This window comes from Streptomyces sp. NPDC001135 (genome assembly GCF_053598395.1).
Genome location: NZ_JBSFKD010000004.1, coordinates 323,212 through 339,370 on the forward strand (window position 1 = coordinate 323,212; position 16,159 = coordinate 339,370).

16 protein-coding genes and 1 pseudogene are annotated in these 16,159 nt (G+C 74.5%); 15 read left to right on the forward strand and 2 right to left on the reverse strand.

Features of this window, described 5'->3' with window-relative positions; all coding sequences use genetic code 11:
• Positions 1-19: 19 nt before the first annotated feature.
• From ACWC94_RS08535 to ACWC94_RS08560, 6 genes are all read left to right on the forward strand, one after another.
• Positions 20-694, forward strand: coding sequence for a histidine phosphatase family protein (locus ACWC94_RS08535; RefSeq protein ID WP_450795635.1), 675 nt, complete (start codon positions 20-22; stop codon positions 692-694).
• 110 nt (positions 695-804) lie between these two features.
• Positions 805-1,272: a hypothetical protein gene (locus tag ACWC94_RS08540; RefSeq protein WP_450795636.1), complete on the forward strand. Its 468-nt coding sequence runs from the start codon at positions 805-807 to the stop codon at positions 1,270-1,272.
• 96 nt (positions 1,273-1,368) lie between these two features.
• Entirely contained in the window at positions 1,369-2,499 is a 1,131-nt protein-coding gene (locus tag ACWC94_RS08545) for a PLP-dependent cysteine synthase family protein (protein ID WP_450795637.1), read from the forward strand.
• A complete protein-coding gene (locus ACWC94_RS08550) occupies positions 2,496-3,776 on the forward strand; it encodes an MDR family MFS transporter (RefSeq protein WP_450795639.1) in 1,281 nt (426 codons plus the stop codon). The genes ACWC94_RS08545 and ACWC94_RS08550 overlap by 4 nt, the downstream gene beginning before the upstream one ends.
• A 110-nt stretch (positions 3,777-3,886) precedes the next feature.
• Positions 3,887-4,387: a DUF4396 domain-containing protein gene (locus ACWC94_RS08555; protein WP_450795640.1), complete on the forward strand. Its 501-nt coding sequence runs from the start codon at positions 3,887-3,889 to the stop codon at positions 4,385-4,387.
• 137 nt (positions 4,388-4,524) lie between these two features.
• Positions 4,525-4,884 (forward strand): hypothetical protein, encoded by a 360-nt coding sequence (locus ACWC94_RS08560; RefSeq protein WP_450795641.1) that lies wholly within the window; start codon positions 4,525-4,527, stop codon positions 4,882-4,884.
• A gap of 145 nt (positions 4,885-5,029) precedes the next feature.
• Here ACWC94_RS08560 and ACWC94_RS08565 read toward each other — a convergent pair whose 3' ends face one another.
• Positions 5,030-5,593, reverse strand: coding sequence for a hemerythrin domain-containing protein (locus ACWC94_RS08565; RefSeq protein ID WP_450795642.1), 564 nt, complete (start codon positions 5,591-5,593; stop codon positions 5,030-5,032).
• A 286-nt stretch (positions 5,594-5,879) separates the two neighbouring features.
• Positions 5,880-6,762, reverse strand: a pseudogene (locus tag ACWC94_RS08570) (polysaccharide pyruvyl transferase family protein).
• A 341-nt stretch (positions 6,763-7,103) separates the two neighbouring features.
• Between ACWC94_RS08570 and ACWC94_RS08575 the strand changes: the two are divergent.
• The 9 genes from ACWC94_RS08575 to ACWC94_RS08615 form a co-directional block, all read left to right on the forward strand.
• Complete coding sequence (locus ACWC94_RS08575; protein WP_450795643.1) at positions 7,104-8,111, forward strand: NAD-dependent epimerase/dehydratase family protein; 1,008 nt, start codon at positions 7,104-7,106, stop codon at positions 8,109-8,111.
• A gap of 31 nt (positions 8,112-8,142) precedes the next feature.
• A complete protein-coding gene (locus ACWC94_RS08580) occupies positions 8,143-9,777 on the forward strand; it encodes a carbamoyltransferase family protein (protein WP_450795644.1) in 1,635 nt (544 codons plus the stop codon).
• Positions 9,774-10,769 (forward strand): glycosyltransferase family 2 protein, encoded by a 996-nt coding sequence (locus ACWC94_RS08585; protein ID WP_450795645.1) that lies wholly within the window; start codon positions 9,774-9,776, stop codon positions 10,767-10,769. The genes ACWC94_RS08580 and ACWC94_RS08585 overlap by 4 nt, the downstream gene beginning before the upstream one ends.
• On the forward strand, positions 10,766-11,533 hold the full coding sequence (locus ACWC94_RS08590; RefSeq protein ID WP_450795646.1) for a D-glycero-alpha-D-manno-heptose-1,7-bisphosphate 7-phosphatase: 768 nt from the start codon (positions 10,766-10,768) through the stop codon (positions 11,531-11,533). Before ACWC94_RS08585 ends, ACWC94_RS08590 begins: the two co-directional genes overlap by 4 nt.
• Positions 11,530-12,540 (forward strand): glycosyltransferase family 9 protein, encoded by a 1,011-nt coding sequence (locus ACWC94_RS08595; RefSeq protein WP_450795647.1) that lies wholly within the window; start codon positions 11,530-11,532, stop codon positions 12,538-12,540. Before ACWC94_RS08590 ends, ACWC94_RS08595 begins: the two co-directional genes overlap by 4 nt.
• On the forward strand, positions 12,537-13,499 hold the full coding sequence (locus ACWC94_RS08600; RefSeq protein WP_450795648.1) for a glycosyltransferase: 963 nt from the start codon (positions 12,537-12,539) through the stop codon (positions 13,497-13,499). The genes ACWC94_RS08595 and ACWC94_RS08600 overlap by 4 nt, the downstream gene beginning before the upstream one ends.
• Positions 13,496-14,728: a glycosyltransferase gene (locus ACWC94_RS08605; RefSeq protein ID WP_450795649.1), complete on the forward strand. Its 1,233-nt coding sequence runs from the start codon at positions 13,496-13,498 to the stop codon at positions 14,726-14,728. The genes ACWC94_RS08600 and ACWC94_RS08605 overlap by 4 nt, the downstream gene beginning before the upstream one ends.
• Positions 14,725-15,426: a D-sedoheptulose-7-phosphate isomerase gene (locus tag ACWC94_RS08610; protein WP_450795650.1), complete on the forward strand. Its 702-nt coding sequence runs from the start codon at positions 14,725-14,727 to the stop codon at positions 15,424-15,426. The genes ACWC94_RS08605 and ACWC94_RS08610 overlap by 4 nt, the downstream gene beginning before the upstream one ends.
• Positions 15,423-16,159 (forward strand): PfkB family carbohydrate kinase (locus tag ACWC94_RS08615; protein WP_450795651.1); only part of this gene is annotated, 737 nt, incomplete at its 3' end. The genes ACWC94_RS08610 and ACWC94_RS08615, both read left to right, overlap by 4 nt.

Here is a 16,159-nt window from a genome sequence, read left to right on the forward strand (position 1 = left end):
ACATGAGGAGGGCAGCCGCATGACGATCAGCCTGACACTTGTGTGCGCGCACCCCGCAGACGCGGTCTTCGGGCACGCTCCGCCCAGTGGCCGCGACATCGACGCGGTGAACACCGTCCTGACGACGCCTGGCCCCGGCAGGACGGCCATGCGGTCTCCCACCACCCGCTGTGCCCGAACCGCCGCGGCCCTCGCGCTGAGGGCCACGGCGGAGCCCGCGCTGCGCGACCTGGACTACGGCGCATGGCGCGGCCGCACGGCGGCCGACATCGTCGCCGCAGACCCCTACGGCTACAGTGCCTGGCTCACCGACCCGGATGCGGCACCCCACGGCGGCGAAACCGTACGCCAGCTCTGCCGGCGGACCGCGCTCTGGCTCACCGCCCTGCCCCCCGACACCGGCCAGGCCCTGGTCGTCGCCGAACCGGCCGTGTGGCGGGCTCTCCTCGTCCACGCCCTCTCGGCACCCGCACGAGCCTTCTGGCACCTGCGGACATCGCCCCTGCACGCCGTCTGCCTCACGCGGCGCGGTGACGTCTGGAGCGTTCGGCCGGCCACCATGTTCCCCGCACCGAGCGACGGCCGGCATCCGACCGCGCACGGCACCGGGCCGACGAGGCCCGGGCGCACCGCCGGCCGGCACGCGGCGCAGTCCTGTCGGCACATCCTCCCGCCCCTGGTGGGACACCCCTGACCAGACAGCCGAACACGCCGCGGGCGTGACCGGGAGACTGCCCGACACTCGTCTTCCACGACGCGTGGCAGAAGCAGTCGGACCGTGATCGCCCGCTTACCATCGGTCGCATGCCGCAGGAATCAGCCGGCTGCGCGGGGGTGCGCACACCGGCCCTCGCCCTCCTCCTGGGACTGGTGCTGCTGCTCCTGGCCCACGCCGTCGCGTGTGCCGGGCACCTCGCCGACGGCCGCGCCCATGACGCACCGGTGGCCGCGCCGGCGCCGCACGAGGCGGCCGGAGCGGCTGTGCCGCGATCCGGCCCGGAGGTGGCGGAGGACGGCGACCCGGGTCACGGGGCGGACGAACACCCCGGGCACGGCAGCGTGTGCTGCGATCCCGCGGACCTGCCGGCCGGTCCGCGCGGCACGGCCGGGGCCGTGCTCCTCGCGTTCGTGCTGCTCGCACTGCTCTCCCCGCGTCGTCGCGCCCTGGAGTGCCTGCCGCCGGGTGCCCTGCCAGGGCGAGCGGGTCCGGGACCCGTACCCGCCCCCTGTGGCTCCCATCTGCTCAACCTCGTCTGCGTCAGCCGTACGTGACGGTGCCGCCCGGCGGAACGCCGGGCCTTCCGGCACTACCACCCGTACGGCACACACGTGGCCCCCGCGGCGGCGGAGCCACGAGAGGACCCCACCATGAGCACTGCCCTGCGCGGCGTCACCTCGCACCACGTCCCGTCCTTCCTCGCGGCACACAACCTTCCCGAACCGGCTGGAGCCCCCCGCCGGTCACCGGCCGGCATGGTCGGCAACACCCCTGTCCTGTGGGTCGGGGAGCCCTTCAACCCGGCGGGCCGCGGCTTCTGGGCCAAGCTGGAGGGCGCGAACCCCGGCGGAATCAAGGACCGCGCGGCCCTGCACATGGTCGACGCCGCACGACGGCGGGGCGACCTCTCGCCGGGCGCCCCGATCATCGAGTCCACCAGCGGCACCCTCGGTCTCGGTCTGGCCCTGGCCGGCATCACCTACGGCCATCCGGTCACCCTCGTGTCGGACCCCGGCATGGAGCCGTTGATCGTGCACCAGTTGCGCGCGCTGGGAGCGCACGTGGACGTGGTCACCGAGCCCGCCTCCCCGGGCGGCTGGCAGGAGGCGCGCCGCCGGCGCGTGGGCGAGCTGATCGCCCGCACGCCGTCGGCCTGGTGCCCCGACCAGTACAACAACCCCGACAACGTCGCCGCCTACGCCTCCCTGGCCCTGGAACTCGTCGTCCAGCTCGGACGGGTCGACGTCCTGGCCGCGGCCGTCGGTACCGGTGGCCACTCGGCCGGCGTCGCGCGCACGCTGCGTGCCTTCAACCCGCGGCTCAAGCTCGTCGGTGTCGACTCGGTGCACTCCAGCGTCTTCGGCCAGCCCGCGGGCCCCCGTCTGATGCGCGGCCTGGGCAGCAGCATCCACCCGGGGAACGTCGACCACGCCGCCTTCGACGAGGTGCACTGGGTGGCCCCGGAAGAGGCGGTGTGGGCCTGCCGCCGGCTGGCCCGCGGCCACTGTGCCAGCGGCGGCTGGAGCGTGGGCGCCGTGGCACTCGTGGCGAACTGGCTGGCCCGTACCGAGCCGGAGCGGACCAGGATCGCTGCCGTCTTCCCCGACGGCGTGCACCGCTACTGGAACACGGTCTACAGCGACGACTACTGCCGCCGGCACGACCTCCTGCGACGCTCCCCGGCGTCCGAGCCGGACGAGATCGCCCACCCGGGCGCGTGCGTGGTGGAGCGCTGGACCCGCTGCACGACCGTCACCGCGCCCGAGGGAGCGGTGCGATGAAGTCCCTCGCCGCGCAGTTGCGTTCGTTCAACGGCTGTGTCCGGCTGCTGATGGTCCAGCAGTTCACCATCAACACGGCCTTCTACATGCTGATGCCCTATCTGGCCGTGCATCTCGCGGACGGCCTGGGCCTGGCCGCCTGGTCGGTCGGACTGGTGCTCGGGGTGCGCAACCTCACCCAGCAGGGCATGTTCCTCCTCGGCGGCACGCTCGCCGACCGGCTCGGCTACAAGCCAGTGATCATGACCGGGTGCGTGCTGCGGACGGTCGGCTTCGGTCTGCTGGGCTGTGTCGGCTCGCTCCCCGCGCTCGTCGTGGCGTCGGCGGCGACCGGCTTCGCCGGCGCGCTGTTCAACCCCGCGGTGCGCGCCTGCCTGGCCGAGGAGGCGGGGGAGCGCCGCGTGGAGGCGTTCGCCGCCTTCAACGTCTTCTACCAGGCCGGGATGTTCGTCGGCCCCCTGGTGGGACTCGCCCTGCTGGCCGCCGACTTCCGGCTCATCTGCTCGGTGGCCGCGACGCTGTTCCTGGCGCTGACGCTGATCCAGCTGCGCCTGCTGCCGGTCCGCACGGGTGCGCCGCGGACCGGGTCCGACGGTGTGCTGGCCGACTGGCGCACGGTCGTCGCCAACCGCCCGTTCCTTCTCTTCTCCCTCGCCATGATCGGCTCGTACGTCCTGTCCTTCCAGGTGTACCTGGCGCTGCCGTTGCAGGCCCGTCGCGCCGCTCCGGACAGCGGCGATGCGGTGACCACGGCGCTGTTCGCGGCCTCGGCCACGGTCGCCGTGGCCGGCCAGCTGAAGATCACCGCCTGGGCCAGGGCCCACTGGTCGTCCCAGCGCGCCATCGTGTACGGCATCACGCTCATGGGCACGGCCTTTGTGCCCCTGCTCCTCGCGACCGCCCCGGTCACCCGGGCTTCGAGCCCACTGGCCTGGGCCACGGCGCTCACGCCGCTCCTCGCGGCGGTCACCCTGCTGGGACTGGGCACCGCGATGGTCTACCCCTTCGAGATGGACACCGTCGTCTGCCTCGCGGGCGGACGCCTGGTCGCCACCCACTACGGCCTGTACAACACCGTCGCCGGGCTGGGCATCACCCTGGGCAACCTGGCCACCGGCGCCCTCTGGGACACTGCCGACCGCCTGGGACGCCCCGGACTGACGTGGTGGGCGCTGGCGGCGACGGGCGGCATCTGCGCCGGTTGCGTGGGCCTGTTGGCGCGCTCGGGCCGGTTGGCGGCGGGACCCGGGCGGGAACTCACGGCGGTTGCCCCGTGACAGGGAACCGGCCTGGCGGCGGTCCCTGATTCCGCCGCCCGCCGGCCGCGGAATACCCCAGGGGGGTAAATGGTTCGTGAGGGTGACCCGACCCGAGCAGGGGGCTGACGATGGACCACACCGCACACCGGCACCAGCATGGGGCCGAGCATGCCCAGCACGCTCACCGCGGCCCGGGCGCTTCGTGGCGTACGGCCGCGCAGGCGACACTGCACTGCCTGACGGGCTGCGCCATCGGTGAGGTCCTCGGCATGGTCATCGGTACGGCCGCAGGTCTGCACAACGCGGTCACGGTGGTCGTCTCCATCGCCCTGGCCTTCGTCTTCGGCTATGCGCTGACCATGCGGGGTGTACTGCGCGCCGGGCTCCCGGCCCGCCGGGCACTGAAGGTCGCCCTGGCCGCGGACACGGTGTCCATCGCCGTGATGGAACTGATCGACAACACCGTCATCGTGGGCGTGCCCGGCGCCATGGACGCGGGCCTGTCCGAGGTCCTGTTCTGGTTCTCGCTCGCGCTTTCCCTTGCCCTGGCCTTCGCGCTGACCACTCCGGTGAACCGCTGGATGATCGGCCGCGGCAAGGGGCATGCGGTCGTGCACGCCCACCACTGACGACGAACCGTCCGGTACGCCGTCTTCACCCCCCTGGGTGGAGTACACCCGTGAACGGCGCCAACGGCGCATTTCCGGTCCGGACGCCAGCACCATGGGAAGGTCGGCCCGGACCCGCCCCCACCGAAGGGAACCCCATGCGTCTGCGCACCGCGCTGCTCCCCCTCGCGAGTGCTGTCACCCTCGTCCTCTCCGTCTCCGCCCCCGCGCATGCGGGGGCCGACGGCGCGCTCGACTACGGCCTCGTCGCGGGGGACGGCCGTCACGCCGGAATCCTGGAGGATCCGGATCTGAACCAGTGCGTCAACGTGCCCGAACTGGAGACTTCCGCGGACTCGAGCACCTATGCGGACGCACCGCACAACCGCACCAATGCCTATGCCGATGTGTACGAGGGCAGGGACTGCAAGGGCACCAGGACCACCCTCTCGCCCTACGCCCCCGGTTCCCCGGACACCCTGCACTTCCGGTCCGTGCTGTTCAGGTCCCCTGGGTGAGGGGTGCTGCTGCTTCGCTCTCCTGTGGCCGCTGACCCTCTTCCAGGCCTTCCGCCTCCTCTGCCGCACGACCCCTCGGCCCGCGTCGGGCCGGCGCCCCGAACCCCAGGACCCGACGCTGCCCCACCGCCGTCGGCCTGTGCTCTCAGCTCTTCTTGCCCCGACCTGTCAGCGCGTCGCGCATGCGGTCCACCAGGCCGGTGCCCGGGGCCAGGAGTTTGTTGGCCGGGGGAGTGTCCGGCGCGGACGGGTGCGGGCGGGTGGGGGCCATCTTCTTCGCCCGGCGCACCTTGTCCCCGAGGTCCATCAGCGCATCGGCGGGACAGGCGGCCTCCAGGCGCGGGAAGAGGTTGTGCTCCTCGTCCGTCACATGCGAGCGGATCTCGCTCATCAACTGCGCCATCAGCGTGTCGAACTGCGGATCGTCCGCCTGCATGCCCTCCAGGTCCTTCATGATCTGCTCGGCCTTGGCGTGATCCTCGAGTTCCTTGTCGGCCAGGGCGTCCCCGCCGGAGATGTGCTCGCGCACCGCCGGGTACAGATAGGCCTCCTCCGCGACCGAGTGGCGCACCAGCTCGATCGTGGCCTGGTCGGCGAGATTCTTGCGGTCCTTGGAGCCGGGCGGCAGCGCCTCGATACGGCCGAAGATCTCCTCGACCTCGCGGTGGTCGGTCGTCAGCTCCTGGATGACGTTTCCGCCGTGACCCATGTCAATACCTCCTGCGAGACATCGCGGCGGCCCGTGGCGGCCCGCCGTCGCCGCGCCGAGTGCCCCGCGCGCGGCCCGCTACACGGCCCGCCCGCACCGGGTCAGCGCATCGGGTGGCCGGCTACGGCCGTCCGGTCGGCGCGGGTGGCCGCCGGGCCGGCGCATCGAGCGAACGGGCCGTGGCCGTGCAGCCCGGCTCCGGTGGCCGTCAGGTCCGCGCGTCAGGCCAACGGGCCGTGGCCGTCCGGTCCGGCTCGGTCGGCCGTGCTCCCGGTCGGGCGCCGAGTCAGCGCGTCGAGTGGCCCGCCGCGGCCGTCCGGCCCGGCTCCGACAGCGTCCACCGCCACCAGTGGTCCAGCAACTCCTCCCCGAGCGCCGCCGCGTCCACCAGCGCCGGCCAGCCCACCGCCCGCGCCTGGGCGCTGACCTTGGCGCCGCCCGCGACCGGGTCCACGGCGATCACCGGGGTACCGGTGCGCAGGGCCAGCACCAGGCCGTGCAGCCGGGTGGTGACGACGACGTCGAAGCGGGAGACCAGGGCGAGGAACTGCTCGGCCGTCGCGCACAGCCGCCAGTCGTCCGGGGCCAGCCGGCACCCGCGCGCAGTCCTGCCCGGCCAGCCAGCGGGTGAGCCGCGCGTTGACCTCCTCGTGCCGGCGGCGCGCGCCGTACTCGCCCTGCCCATGGGAGAGCAGCACCCCGGCCACGGGTGGCAGCGGGCCCGTCGGGGCGGCGGCCGCGAGGTCGTGCCGGGCCGGGGCCGCGGTGCCGTCCCGGGCGACGATCTCGTGGAAACCGGTGGCCGCGGGATCCGCCGGATCGACGACCGAGACGCCGGCGGCGAGCCGTCGACAGGTCCCGAACCTGGCATGGAGCCCGGCGACTTGGGGGCCGTGCACCGGACCGCACACGAAGAGCACGGTGTCGTACGCCTCCGGCCGCGCCGCCGCCAAGGACAACGCGCCGGGACGGAAGCCGGGGCTCCACGCCGTGTCGTGCGGGATACCGGCCCGGGTCAGTGCGGCCGACGCCTGCCGCTGCGCGAGCGTGTCCCCGGCCGTCGCCTCCCCGTCCAGGAAGCTGAACCAGCCCGCCAGCAGAACCCGCCCGGGAGGCCGGCCGGACCCGCGCACCACGCGCAGCAAGCCCGTTGTGAGGTCGTCGTCCATGTCCCTCACCAGGCCTTTCCTGCGCGTCACCACGTTCGGAGTCGCGCGAGTACCCCTGCTTCCGGGACAATAAGGATCCAACGTGTGAAACCAACTGGCAGGGGCACTCAGCCTTGCCAGTGCCGTCCAGCCAGCGGCGGCCGAGCAGGGCGGTCCTCCGGACCAGTGGGACCCACTGCCCTGTCCTGACTTCTCTCCCGGTTTCTCCGTGCGTCCCCCAGCGGGCCGACGAGGTCGGCCCGAGCGACGCGGTACGCGCCGAACGCCCAGGCAGGAGCGTTGCGACAGCCCAGCCATGAGCGTTCCACGGGCGCGACGACGTGGACGAAGGAATGGCCCCCATGACTGGTGACACACCGTTTTCCTGGCGGCGCGCCCTCGTGACCGGCGGCGCCGGCTTCCTCGGCTCCCACCTGTGTGAGAGCCTGCTGGATTCGGGCGTCGAAGTCGACTGCGCCGACAACCTCGCCTGTGGGCGGCGCGAGAACGTCGCCCAGCTCGAGGACCGGCCCGGATTCCGGTACGTGTACTGCGACGTCTCCGACCCGGACTGCGTGGCGTCGCTGCCGGGGCCGTACGACCTGGTCCTGCACTTCGCCTGCCCGGCCTCGCCCGCCGACTACCTGCGTCTGCCGCTGGAGACCCTGGACGTCGGCAGTCTCGGCACCCGCAACGCGCTCACGATCGCCGAACGCGACGGCGCGCGTCTCCTGCTCGCCTCCACCTCGGAGGTCTACGGCGATCCGCTGGTGCACCCGCAGCACGAGGGCTACTGGGGCAACGTGAACCCCATCGGGCCGCGCAGCGTGTACGACGAGTCCAAACGGTTCGCCGAGGCCCTGGTCACCGCGCACGCCGGCAGCAAGGACACCGACGCCGGGATCGTGCGCCTGTTCAACACCTACGGGCCGCGCATGCGGGCCCACGACGGCCGCGCGGTGCCCACCTTCATCTGCCAGGCCCTGGCCGGGGAGCCGGTCACCGTGACCGGCGACGGCAGCCAGACCCGCTCCCTGTGCTACGTGGACGACACCGTCGACGGCATCCTCCGGGTCGCCGCGAGCAGGTCCGTACGGCCCGTGAACATCGGCGGCAGCGACGAGATCACCGTCGCCGACCTGGCCCGCCGGGTGGTCGCGCTCACCGGCTCCCGCTCACCCATCGCGTTCGTCGACCGGCCCGTCGACGACCCGGGCCGGCGCCGGCCCGACACCACCCTCGCGCGCGAGCTGCTCGGCTGGTCGCCGCAGGTCCCCTGGGAGGAGGGACTGAAGCAGACCATCGCCTACTTCGCCGCCCGGCCCCCGGAACCGGTCCCACGGGAGGAGGACCCGGCCCCGCACTCCTGACCCCCGACCGCCCGCCGCACTGGAGCAGCGCATGCACGTCCTCGGTATCAACGCACTCTTCCACGACCCCGCCGCCGCCCTGATCACCGACGGCAAGATCGTGGCGGCGGCGGAGGAGGAGCGGTTCTCGCGCCGCAAACACGGCAAGCGGCCCGTCCCCTTCTCCGCCTGGGAACTGCCCGAGCAGTCGGCCCGCTGGTGCCTGGAGCAGGCCGGCCTCGCCCCGTCCGACCTGGACGCCGTCGCCTACTCCTACGACCCCGCCCTCGCCCGCCCCGCCGAGCGGATGGGCCTCCACGACCCCTGGGACCACCTGCGCCAGGAGTACGCCCGCCAGGCCCCCGGCTTCCTCGCCGAGGCCCTGCCGGGGCTCGACCCGGCCAAGGTGAAGTTCGTCCCGCACCACGTGGCCCACGCCGCCTCCGCCGGGCCCGTCTCGCCGTTCCCGGACTGCGCCGTCCTCGTCCTGGACGGCCGCGGCGAGTGCGGCTCCCACCTGGCCGGCCGCTACACCAACCGCGAACTGACCGTCCTCGGCACCCAGCAACTGCCCGACTCGCTCGGCCTGTTCTACGAGGACCTCACCCAGCACCTCGGCTTCCTGCGCAGCAGCGACGAGTTCAAGGTGATGGCCCTCGCCTCCTACGGCACGCCGCGCTTCGCAGCCCGGCTGCGGGAGTACGTCCAGGCCGACGGACAGGGCGGGTTCCGCGCCCGGCCCGTCCCCTGGGCCGACCTCGTCCCGCCCCGCCCGGCCGGCGGAGCCTGGAGCCAGGACCACGCCGACCTCGCCGCCAGCGCCCAGCTCTGCCTGGAGGAGGCCATGCTCGTCCTCGCCCGGTGGCTGCGCGAACGCACCGGCGAGGACGCGCTCACCCTGGCCGGCGGTGTCGCGCTGAACTGTGTGGCCAACACCCGCCTGTGGCGCGAGAGCGGCTTCCGGCACGTGTGGGTGCAGCCGGCCGCCGGAGACGCCGGTACGGCCCTGGGCGCGGCCGCGCACGTCGCCGGGCAGAAGGACACCCTGGAGCCGATGCCGACCGCCGCGCTCGGCCGGGGCTGGACCGACGCCGAGCTGCGGGCGTGGCTGGAGCGGGCCGCCGTACCGTTCGAGGAGCCCGCGGACATCGCCGAGACCGCCGCCGAGGCGCTGGCCGCCGACGGGATCGTGGCCTGGTTCCAGGGCCGCAGTGAGTACGGGCCGCGTGCCCTCGGCCACCGTTCGCTCCTCGCCCACCCCGGCAGGGCGGAGAACCTGGAACGGCTCAACGCGGTCAAGGGGCGTGAGGAGTTCCGGCCGGTCGCTCCCATGGTGCTCGCCGAGCGCGCCGCCGAGATCTTCGACGGGCCGCTGCCCAGCCCGCACATGCTGTTCGTGCACGAGGTGGCCGCCGGCTGGAAGACCCGCATCCCGGCCGTGGTCCACGTCGACGGCACGGCTCGCATCCAGACCGTCGACCGCGCCCAGGAGCCCCTGGTAGCCCGGATGATCGACGGCTTCGAGCGGCGCACCGGGCTGCCGGTGGTCGTCAACACCAGCCTGAACACCGCCGGGCGGCCCATGGTCGACGACCCGCGCGACGCGTTGGAGTGCTTCGGCTCCGCACCCGTGGACCTGCTGGTGCTCGGACCGTTCGCGATCCGCCGTGGGAAGGCGTTCGCATGACCGCCGTGCCCGCCTACACCGTCGTCGTCCCGACGATCGGGCGTCCCTGCCTCGCCGAGTGCCTGCGGGCGCTCGCCGAGGCCGCGGGGCAGCCGCCGCACGAGGTGATCGTGGTGGACGACCGGCCCGCGCCCGACGGCGAGCTGCCGCTGCGGGCGGCCGGGCCGCTGCTCGACCGGGTGCGGATCCTGCGCACCGGCGGCAAGGGCCCGGCCGCGGCCCGCAACGCCGGCTGGCGCACCGTCGAAACCCCCTGGACGGTCTTCCTCGACGACGACGTCCAGGTGCTGCCCGACTGGTCCCGGCTGCTCGCCGAGGACCTGCGGGAGGCCGGCGAGGACGTCGGCGGCATCCAGGGGCAGCTGCGTGTCCCCCTGCCCCCGGACCGCCGGCCCACCGACTGGGAGCGCAACACCAAGGGCCTGGAGAACGCCGCCTGGGCCACCGCCGACATGGCCTACCGCACCGACGCGCTCACCCGGGTCGGCGGTTTCGACGAACGTTTCCCGCGTGCCTTCCGTGAGGACGCCGACCTCGCCCTGCGCGTACAGCGGGCCGGCTGGTCGCTGACCCGGGGCAGGCGGATCACCCGGCACCCGGTCCGCCCGGCGCACTGGTGGGCCTCGCTGCCCGCCCAGCGCGGCAACGCCGACGACGCGCTGATGAACCGGCTGCACGGCCGCGACTGGTGGGACCGCGCCCAGGCGCCCCGCGGCCGGCTGCACCGTCACCTGGTGGTCACCGGCGCCGCGCTCACCGCCGCCGCCTGCGCCCTCGCCGGCCGCCGCCGCGCCGCCACCGCCTGCGCGGCCCTGTGGACCCTGGGCACGGCCGAGTTCGCGCTGGCCCGCATCCTGCCCGGCCCGCGTACGGCCCGCGAGATCGCCGGGATGCTCGGCACGAGCGTGCTCATCCCGCCGCTCGCCGTGCGGCACTGGCTGCGCGGGGTCGTCAGCCACCGGCACGCCCGACCGCTGGGAGGTGCCGGGTGAACCCTGTCTCCGCCGTCCTGTTCGACCGCGACGGCACCCTCGTGGAGGACGTGCCCTACAACGCCGACCCCGACCGCGTCCGGCTCCTGCCGGGCGCAGCGGCGGCCGTCGCACTCGCACGCTCCCACGGCCTCGCCACCGGTGTCGTCAGCAACCAGTCCGGCATCGGACGCGGCCTGCTCACCGCCGACGACGTACGCCGCGTCAACGCCCGTGCCGACGCTCTGCTGGGCGGCCTGGACACCTGGGAGTTCTGCCCGCACGCCCCGGACGCCGGCTGCGACTGCCGCAAGCCACGCCCGGGCCTGATCCTCACGGCCGCCGCCCGCCTCGGCGTCCCGCCCGCCGAGTGCCTGGTGATCGGCGACATCGCCGCCGACGTCCTCGCGGCCCGCGCGGCCGGAGCCCACGGGGTGCTCGTCCCGAACGCGTCCACCGCACCGGCCGAGGTGGCCCGCTTCACCGACCAGAGCGTCCCCGACGTGCTCACCGCGGTCCGCACGGCCCTCGCGGGGGCGGCGGGGCCGACCGGCACGGCTGCCCCTGACCGGCCGTGGTCCTCGTGGCGGCGGACGGCGGGTGCGGCCGGGCTGCGGCCTCCCCGGGAGGAGGCGGCGCCGCCCCCCGGCGGAGCACGGCCGTCCTCGTGGGACGCGGCAGGTCTCGGACGAGACCGGTCCTCCGAACGGGACCCGGGGGCCCGAAGCCGTGCGTGGCCGTCCCAGCCGGGCGCGGCGTTCCCCGCAAGGAGGCGGTCGTCGTGAAGACGCTCGTCGTCCGGCTCGACAGCTTTGGTGATGTGCTGCTCGCCGGGCCCGCCGTACGTGCCGTCGCCGCTCACAGCGCGCGCGTCACCATGCTGTGCGGTCCGCGCGGCGCGGACGCGGCCCGGATGCTGCCCGGGGTCGACGAGGTGCTGGTGTGGGAGGCGCCCTGGGAGGGCTTCGACCCGCCCGACGTGAGCCCGGAGGACGTCCAGGACCTGGTCGGCCGGCTGCGTACCGAGGCCTTCCACGCCGCGCTCGTGCTCACCTCCTTCCACCAGAGCCCGCTGCCCACCGCACTGGTGCTGCGGCTGGCCGGCGTCGGCCGGATCGGCGCCGACAGCGTCGACCACCCCGGGCGGCTGCTCGACGTACGGCACCGGCGGCTGCCGGGCCGCCACGAGGTGGAGGCGGCACTCGACACCGCCGCCGCGATGGGCTTCCGGCTGCCTGAAGGGGACGAGGGGCGGTTGCGCGTGCTCCCGCCACCCGACACCAGCGGCCTCACCGGCAACGGCCCGTACGTCGTCCTGCACCCCGGAGCCAGCGCGCCCGCCCGCGCCTGGAACCCCCACCGGTGCGCGGACGCGGTCGCCCTGCTCACCGACGCCGGACACCGCGTGGTCGTCACCGGCGGCCCGCACGAGCGCGTGCTCACCCGGTGCGTGAGCGGGGACGTGGGCGTCGACCTCGGCGGGCGGACCTCCCCGCGCACCCTCGCCGGGGTGCTGCGCATGGCGGATGTCGTGATCAGCGCCAACACCGGACCCGCCCACCTCGCCGCGGCCGTCGGCACCCCGGTCGTCTCGCTGTTCGCGCCGGTCGTCCCGGCCGAGCGCTGGGCACCGTACGGCGTCCCGACCATCCTCCTCGGCGACCAGTCGGCGCCGTGCGCGAACACCAGGGCGCTGACCTGCCCGGTGCCCGGACACCCCTGCCTGGACGAGGTCACCGGCCAGGACGTGGTGCGCGCGGTGCACAAGCTCATCCAGGAGCGGCAGTCATGAACATCCTCGTCTGGCACGTGCACGGATCCTGGCTCACCGCCTTCGTGCAGGGCCCGCACACCTACCTGGTCCCGGTCACCGACGACCGCGGCCCCGACGGACTCGGCCGTGCCGTGACCTGGGACTGGCCCGCGACCGTCGAGGAGCGCGGCCCCAAGGAGCTGTGGGACCGCCCCATCGACCTGATGGTCCTGCAACGGCCGCACGAACTCGACCTCGCCCTGCGCTGGACCGGCCGCCGCCCCGGCGTGGACGTGCCCGCCGTGTACGTCGAACACAACAGCCCCGACGGGACCCCCGAACGGCAACTCCACCCGCTGGCCGGGCAGTCGGAGATCCCGGTCGTGCACGTCACCCACTTCAACCGGCTCATGTGGGACAACGGCAGGGCCCCGACCGACGTCGTGGAACACGGCATCATCGACCCCGGCCACCGCTGGACCGGCACCGGGCGCCGCGCGGCCGTCGTCGTCAACGACCCCGTGCGCAGGGGCCGTACGACCGGCACCGACCTGCTGCCCCGCTTCGCGCGGTGCGCCCCCCTGGACGTCTTCGGCATGCGCACCGAAGGGCTCGCCGAGCACCTCGGCCTGCCGCCCGGCCGCTGCCGCACCCGCGACCTGCCCCAGCACGAACTGCACCGCGAGATGGCCCGCTGCCGGCTTTATCTGCACCCCGTGCGCTGGACCTCGCTCGGACTGTCGCTGCTGGAGGCGATGTTCCTGGGCATGCCGGTGGTCGCCCTCGACACCACCGAGGTACGGGAGGCGGTACCCGACGGCGCCGGGGTGGTCTCGAACCGCCTCGACGTACTGGAGGACGCCGTACGGGCCTTCCTCGCCGAACCCGAGCTCGCCCGCCGCACCGGCGCGGCGGCCCGGGCCGCGGCCCGGGCCCGCTACGGAGAGCGGCGCTTCCTGGACGACTGGGAACGCCTGATCAAGGAGGTCACCCGATGAGCCGCATTCCGCACACGGCCGGGCGCATAGCCATGATCTCCGAGCACGCCAGCCCGCTGGCCGCGCTCGGCGGACCGGACGCCGGCGGCCAGAACGTCTATGTGGCGCAGGTAGCCCGGCAGCTCGCCAGAAAGGGATACCGGGTCACGGTGTACACCCGGCGGGACTCGGCGGGCCTGCCGGACCGGGTGACCCTCATCGACGGGGTGCAGGTGGTGCACGTGCCCGCCGGACCGCCGGCGCCCGTCCCGAAGGACGAACTCCTGCCCCACATGGACGAGTTCGGGGCCTTCCTGGCCCGGCAGTGGTCGCAGAACCCGCCGGACGTGGTGCACTCCCACTTCTGGATGTCGGGCCTGGCCGCCCTCGCCGGGGCCCGGGACCTCGGCATCCCCGTCGTGCAGACCTATCACGCGCTGGGCACGGTCAAGAGGCGCTACCAGGGCGCCGCCGACACCAGTCCGCCGCAGCGCCTCGCCGTCGAGGAGGCCGTCGGCCACGACTGCGCCCGGATCATCGCCACCTGCAGCGACGAGGTCACCGAGCTGAAGGCCATGGGCCTGCCGGAGGACCGGATCAGCGTCGTACCGTGCGGTGTCGACCCCGACCAGTTCGCGCCCGCCGCCCGCCCCCGGCCGGCCGGTGCCCGCAGGCGGCTGCTGTCCGTCGGACGGCTGGTGCCCCGCAAGGGCTTCGACCGCGCCATCCGCGCCCTGGCCGGCATCCCCGACGCCGAACTGCTCATCGCGGGCGGCCCCGAGGCCGATCTGCTCGGCGCCGAACCCGAGGCCCAGCGCCTGTACGCCGTGGCCGGCGAATACGGCGTCGGCGACCGCGTCACCCTGCTCGGCGGCATCAGCCGGGCCCGGATGCCGCGGCTGATGGCCGGCGCGGACCTCGTCCTGTCGCTGCCCCGCTACGAGCCGTTCGGCATCGTCCCGCTGGAGGCCATGGCCTGCGCCACGCCGGTCGTCGCCACCGCGGTCGGCGGCCAGCTCGACACGGTCGTGGACGGCACCACGGGCGTGCTGGTCCCGGCCGACGACGACTACGACCTCGGCGCGGTCGTCCGCGCGCTCCTCACCGACACCGACCGGCTCGCCCGGTACGGCGCCGCCGGCCGGCAGCGGGTGCTGACCCACTACACCTGGGACCGCGTCGCCGACGGCGTGGCAGAGGTGTACGGCGCCGTGTCCTCGATCCCCTCGCTCTCGGGAGCCGTCCGATGAAGACCGTCCACGGCACCACGCACTGCGACGACCTCGCCAAGGCCCTGGACGCGTTCCGCGAGCACGGCTCCCTCATCGAGCAGTGGGGCACCGAACTCGCCCGCCGCCTGGGCTCCGGGGCCCGGCTCCTCGTGGCCGGGAACGGCGGCAGCGCGGCACAGGCCCAGCACCTGACCGCCGAACTCGTCGGCCGCTACCGCGACGACCGGCCGCCGTTCTCCGCCCTCGCCCTGCACGCCGACACCTCCTCCACGACCGCGATCGCCAACGACTACGGCGTCCAGGAGATCTTCGCCCGCCAGACCGCCGCCCACGGCCGCCCCGGAGACGTGCTCCTGCTGCTGTCCACCAGCGGCGCGAGCGCCAACCTGCTGGCCGCCGCCGAGTGCGCGCACCGGCTCGGCATGACGGTGTGGGCGCTGACCGGCCGGGCCCCCAACCCCCTCCAGCTCGGCGCGGACCACGCGCTGTGCGTGGACGCGCCGGTGGCCGCCACCGTGCAGGAACTCCACCTGGTGGCCGTGCACATGCTCTGCGAGGCCTTCGACAGCGCGGTCGAGCGCGGGGCGGCGGACCGTACCGGGGCCGGCGGCGGGGACGGCAGGCCGGGGGTCGTCGGCCGCCTCGTCGGCCGGGCCCGCACGGTCGGCCGGGCCGTGGACGGCACACCCGTGGCCCCCCGGAAGGAACAGGCATGAACAGCTCGCGCACCCGTCTGGTCGTCGTGGGCGACGCGCTGCTCGACCACGACCTGTGCGGCCGGGCCGAGCGGCTGGCCCCGGACGCCCCCGTCCCGGTGGTGCACGGCACCCGGCGCAGCTCCCGCCCGGGCGGCGCGGCCCTCGCCGCCTGCCTCGCCGCCACCGACGACCGCCCGGTCACCCTCGTCACCGCGCTCGGCGACGACCCCGCCAGCGACACCCTGCGCGAGCTGCTGGCCGGCCGCGTCGACGTGGTGGAGGTGCCGCTGGACGGCACCCTGAGCAGCAAGACCCGGGTCATGGCCGGGGACCGGCCGCTGCTCCGCCTGGACGACGGCGAGGGGCGGGCCCGCGCGGCGACGGGGGCCGCCGAGGCCGCCCTGACCGGAGCCGGCGGCGTCCTGGTCGCCGACTACGGCCGGGGCACCGCCGACGTCCTGCGCGCGGCGCTGATCACCGCCGCCACCCGCACACCCATGGTCTGGGACCCCCATGCACGCGGCCGGCCCCCGGTCCCCGGCGTCCGTCTGGCCACGCCCTCCGCACAGGAGGCCCGCGCCTTCGCCCGGCGGCTGGACGGCGCCGACGGCACGGGCGACGAGGCCGGGCTGCGCACCGCCGCCCGGGACGCCCGCGCCCTGGTCCGGGCGTGGCAGGCACGGGCCGTCGCCGTGACGCTGGGCGAGCGCGGTGCGCTGCTCTCGCACGGCGAGACACCGCTGCTGGTACC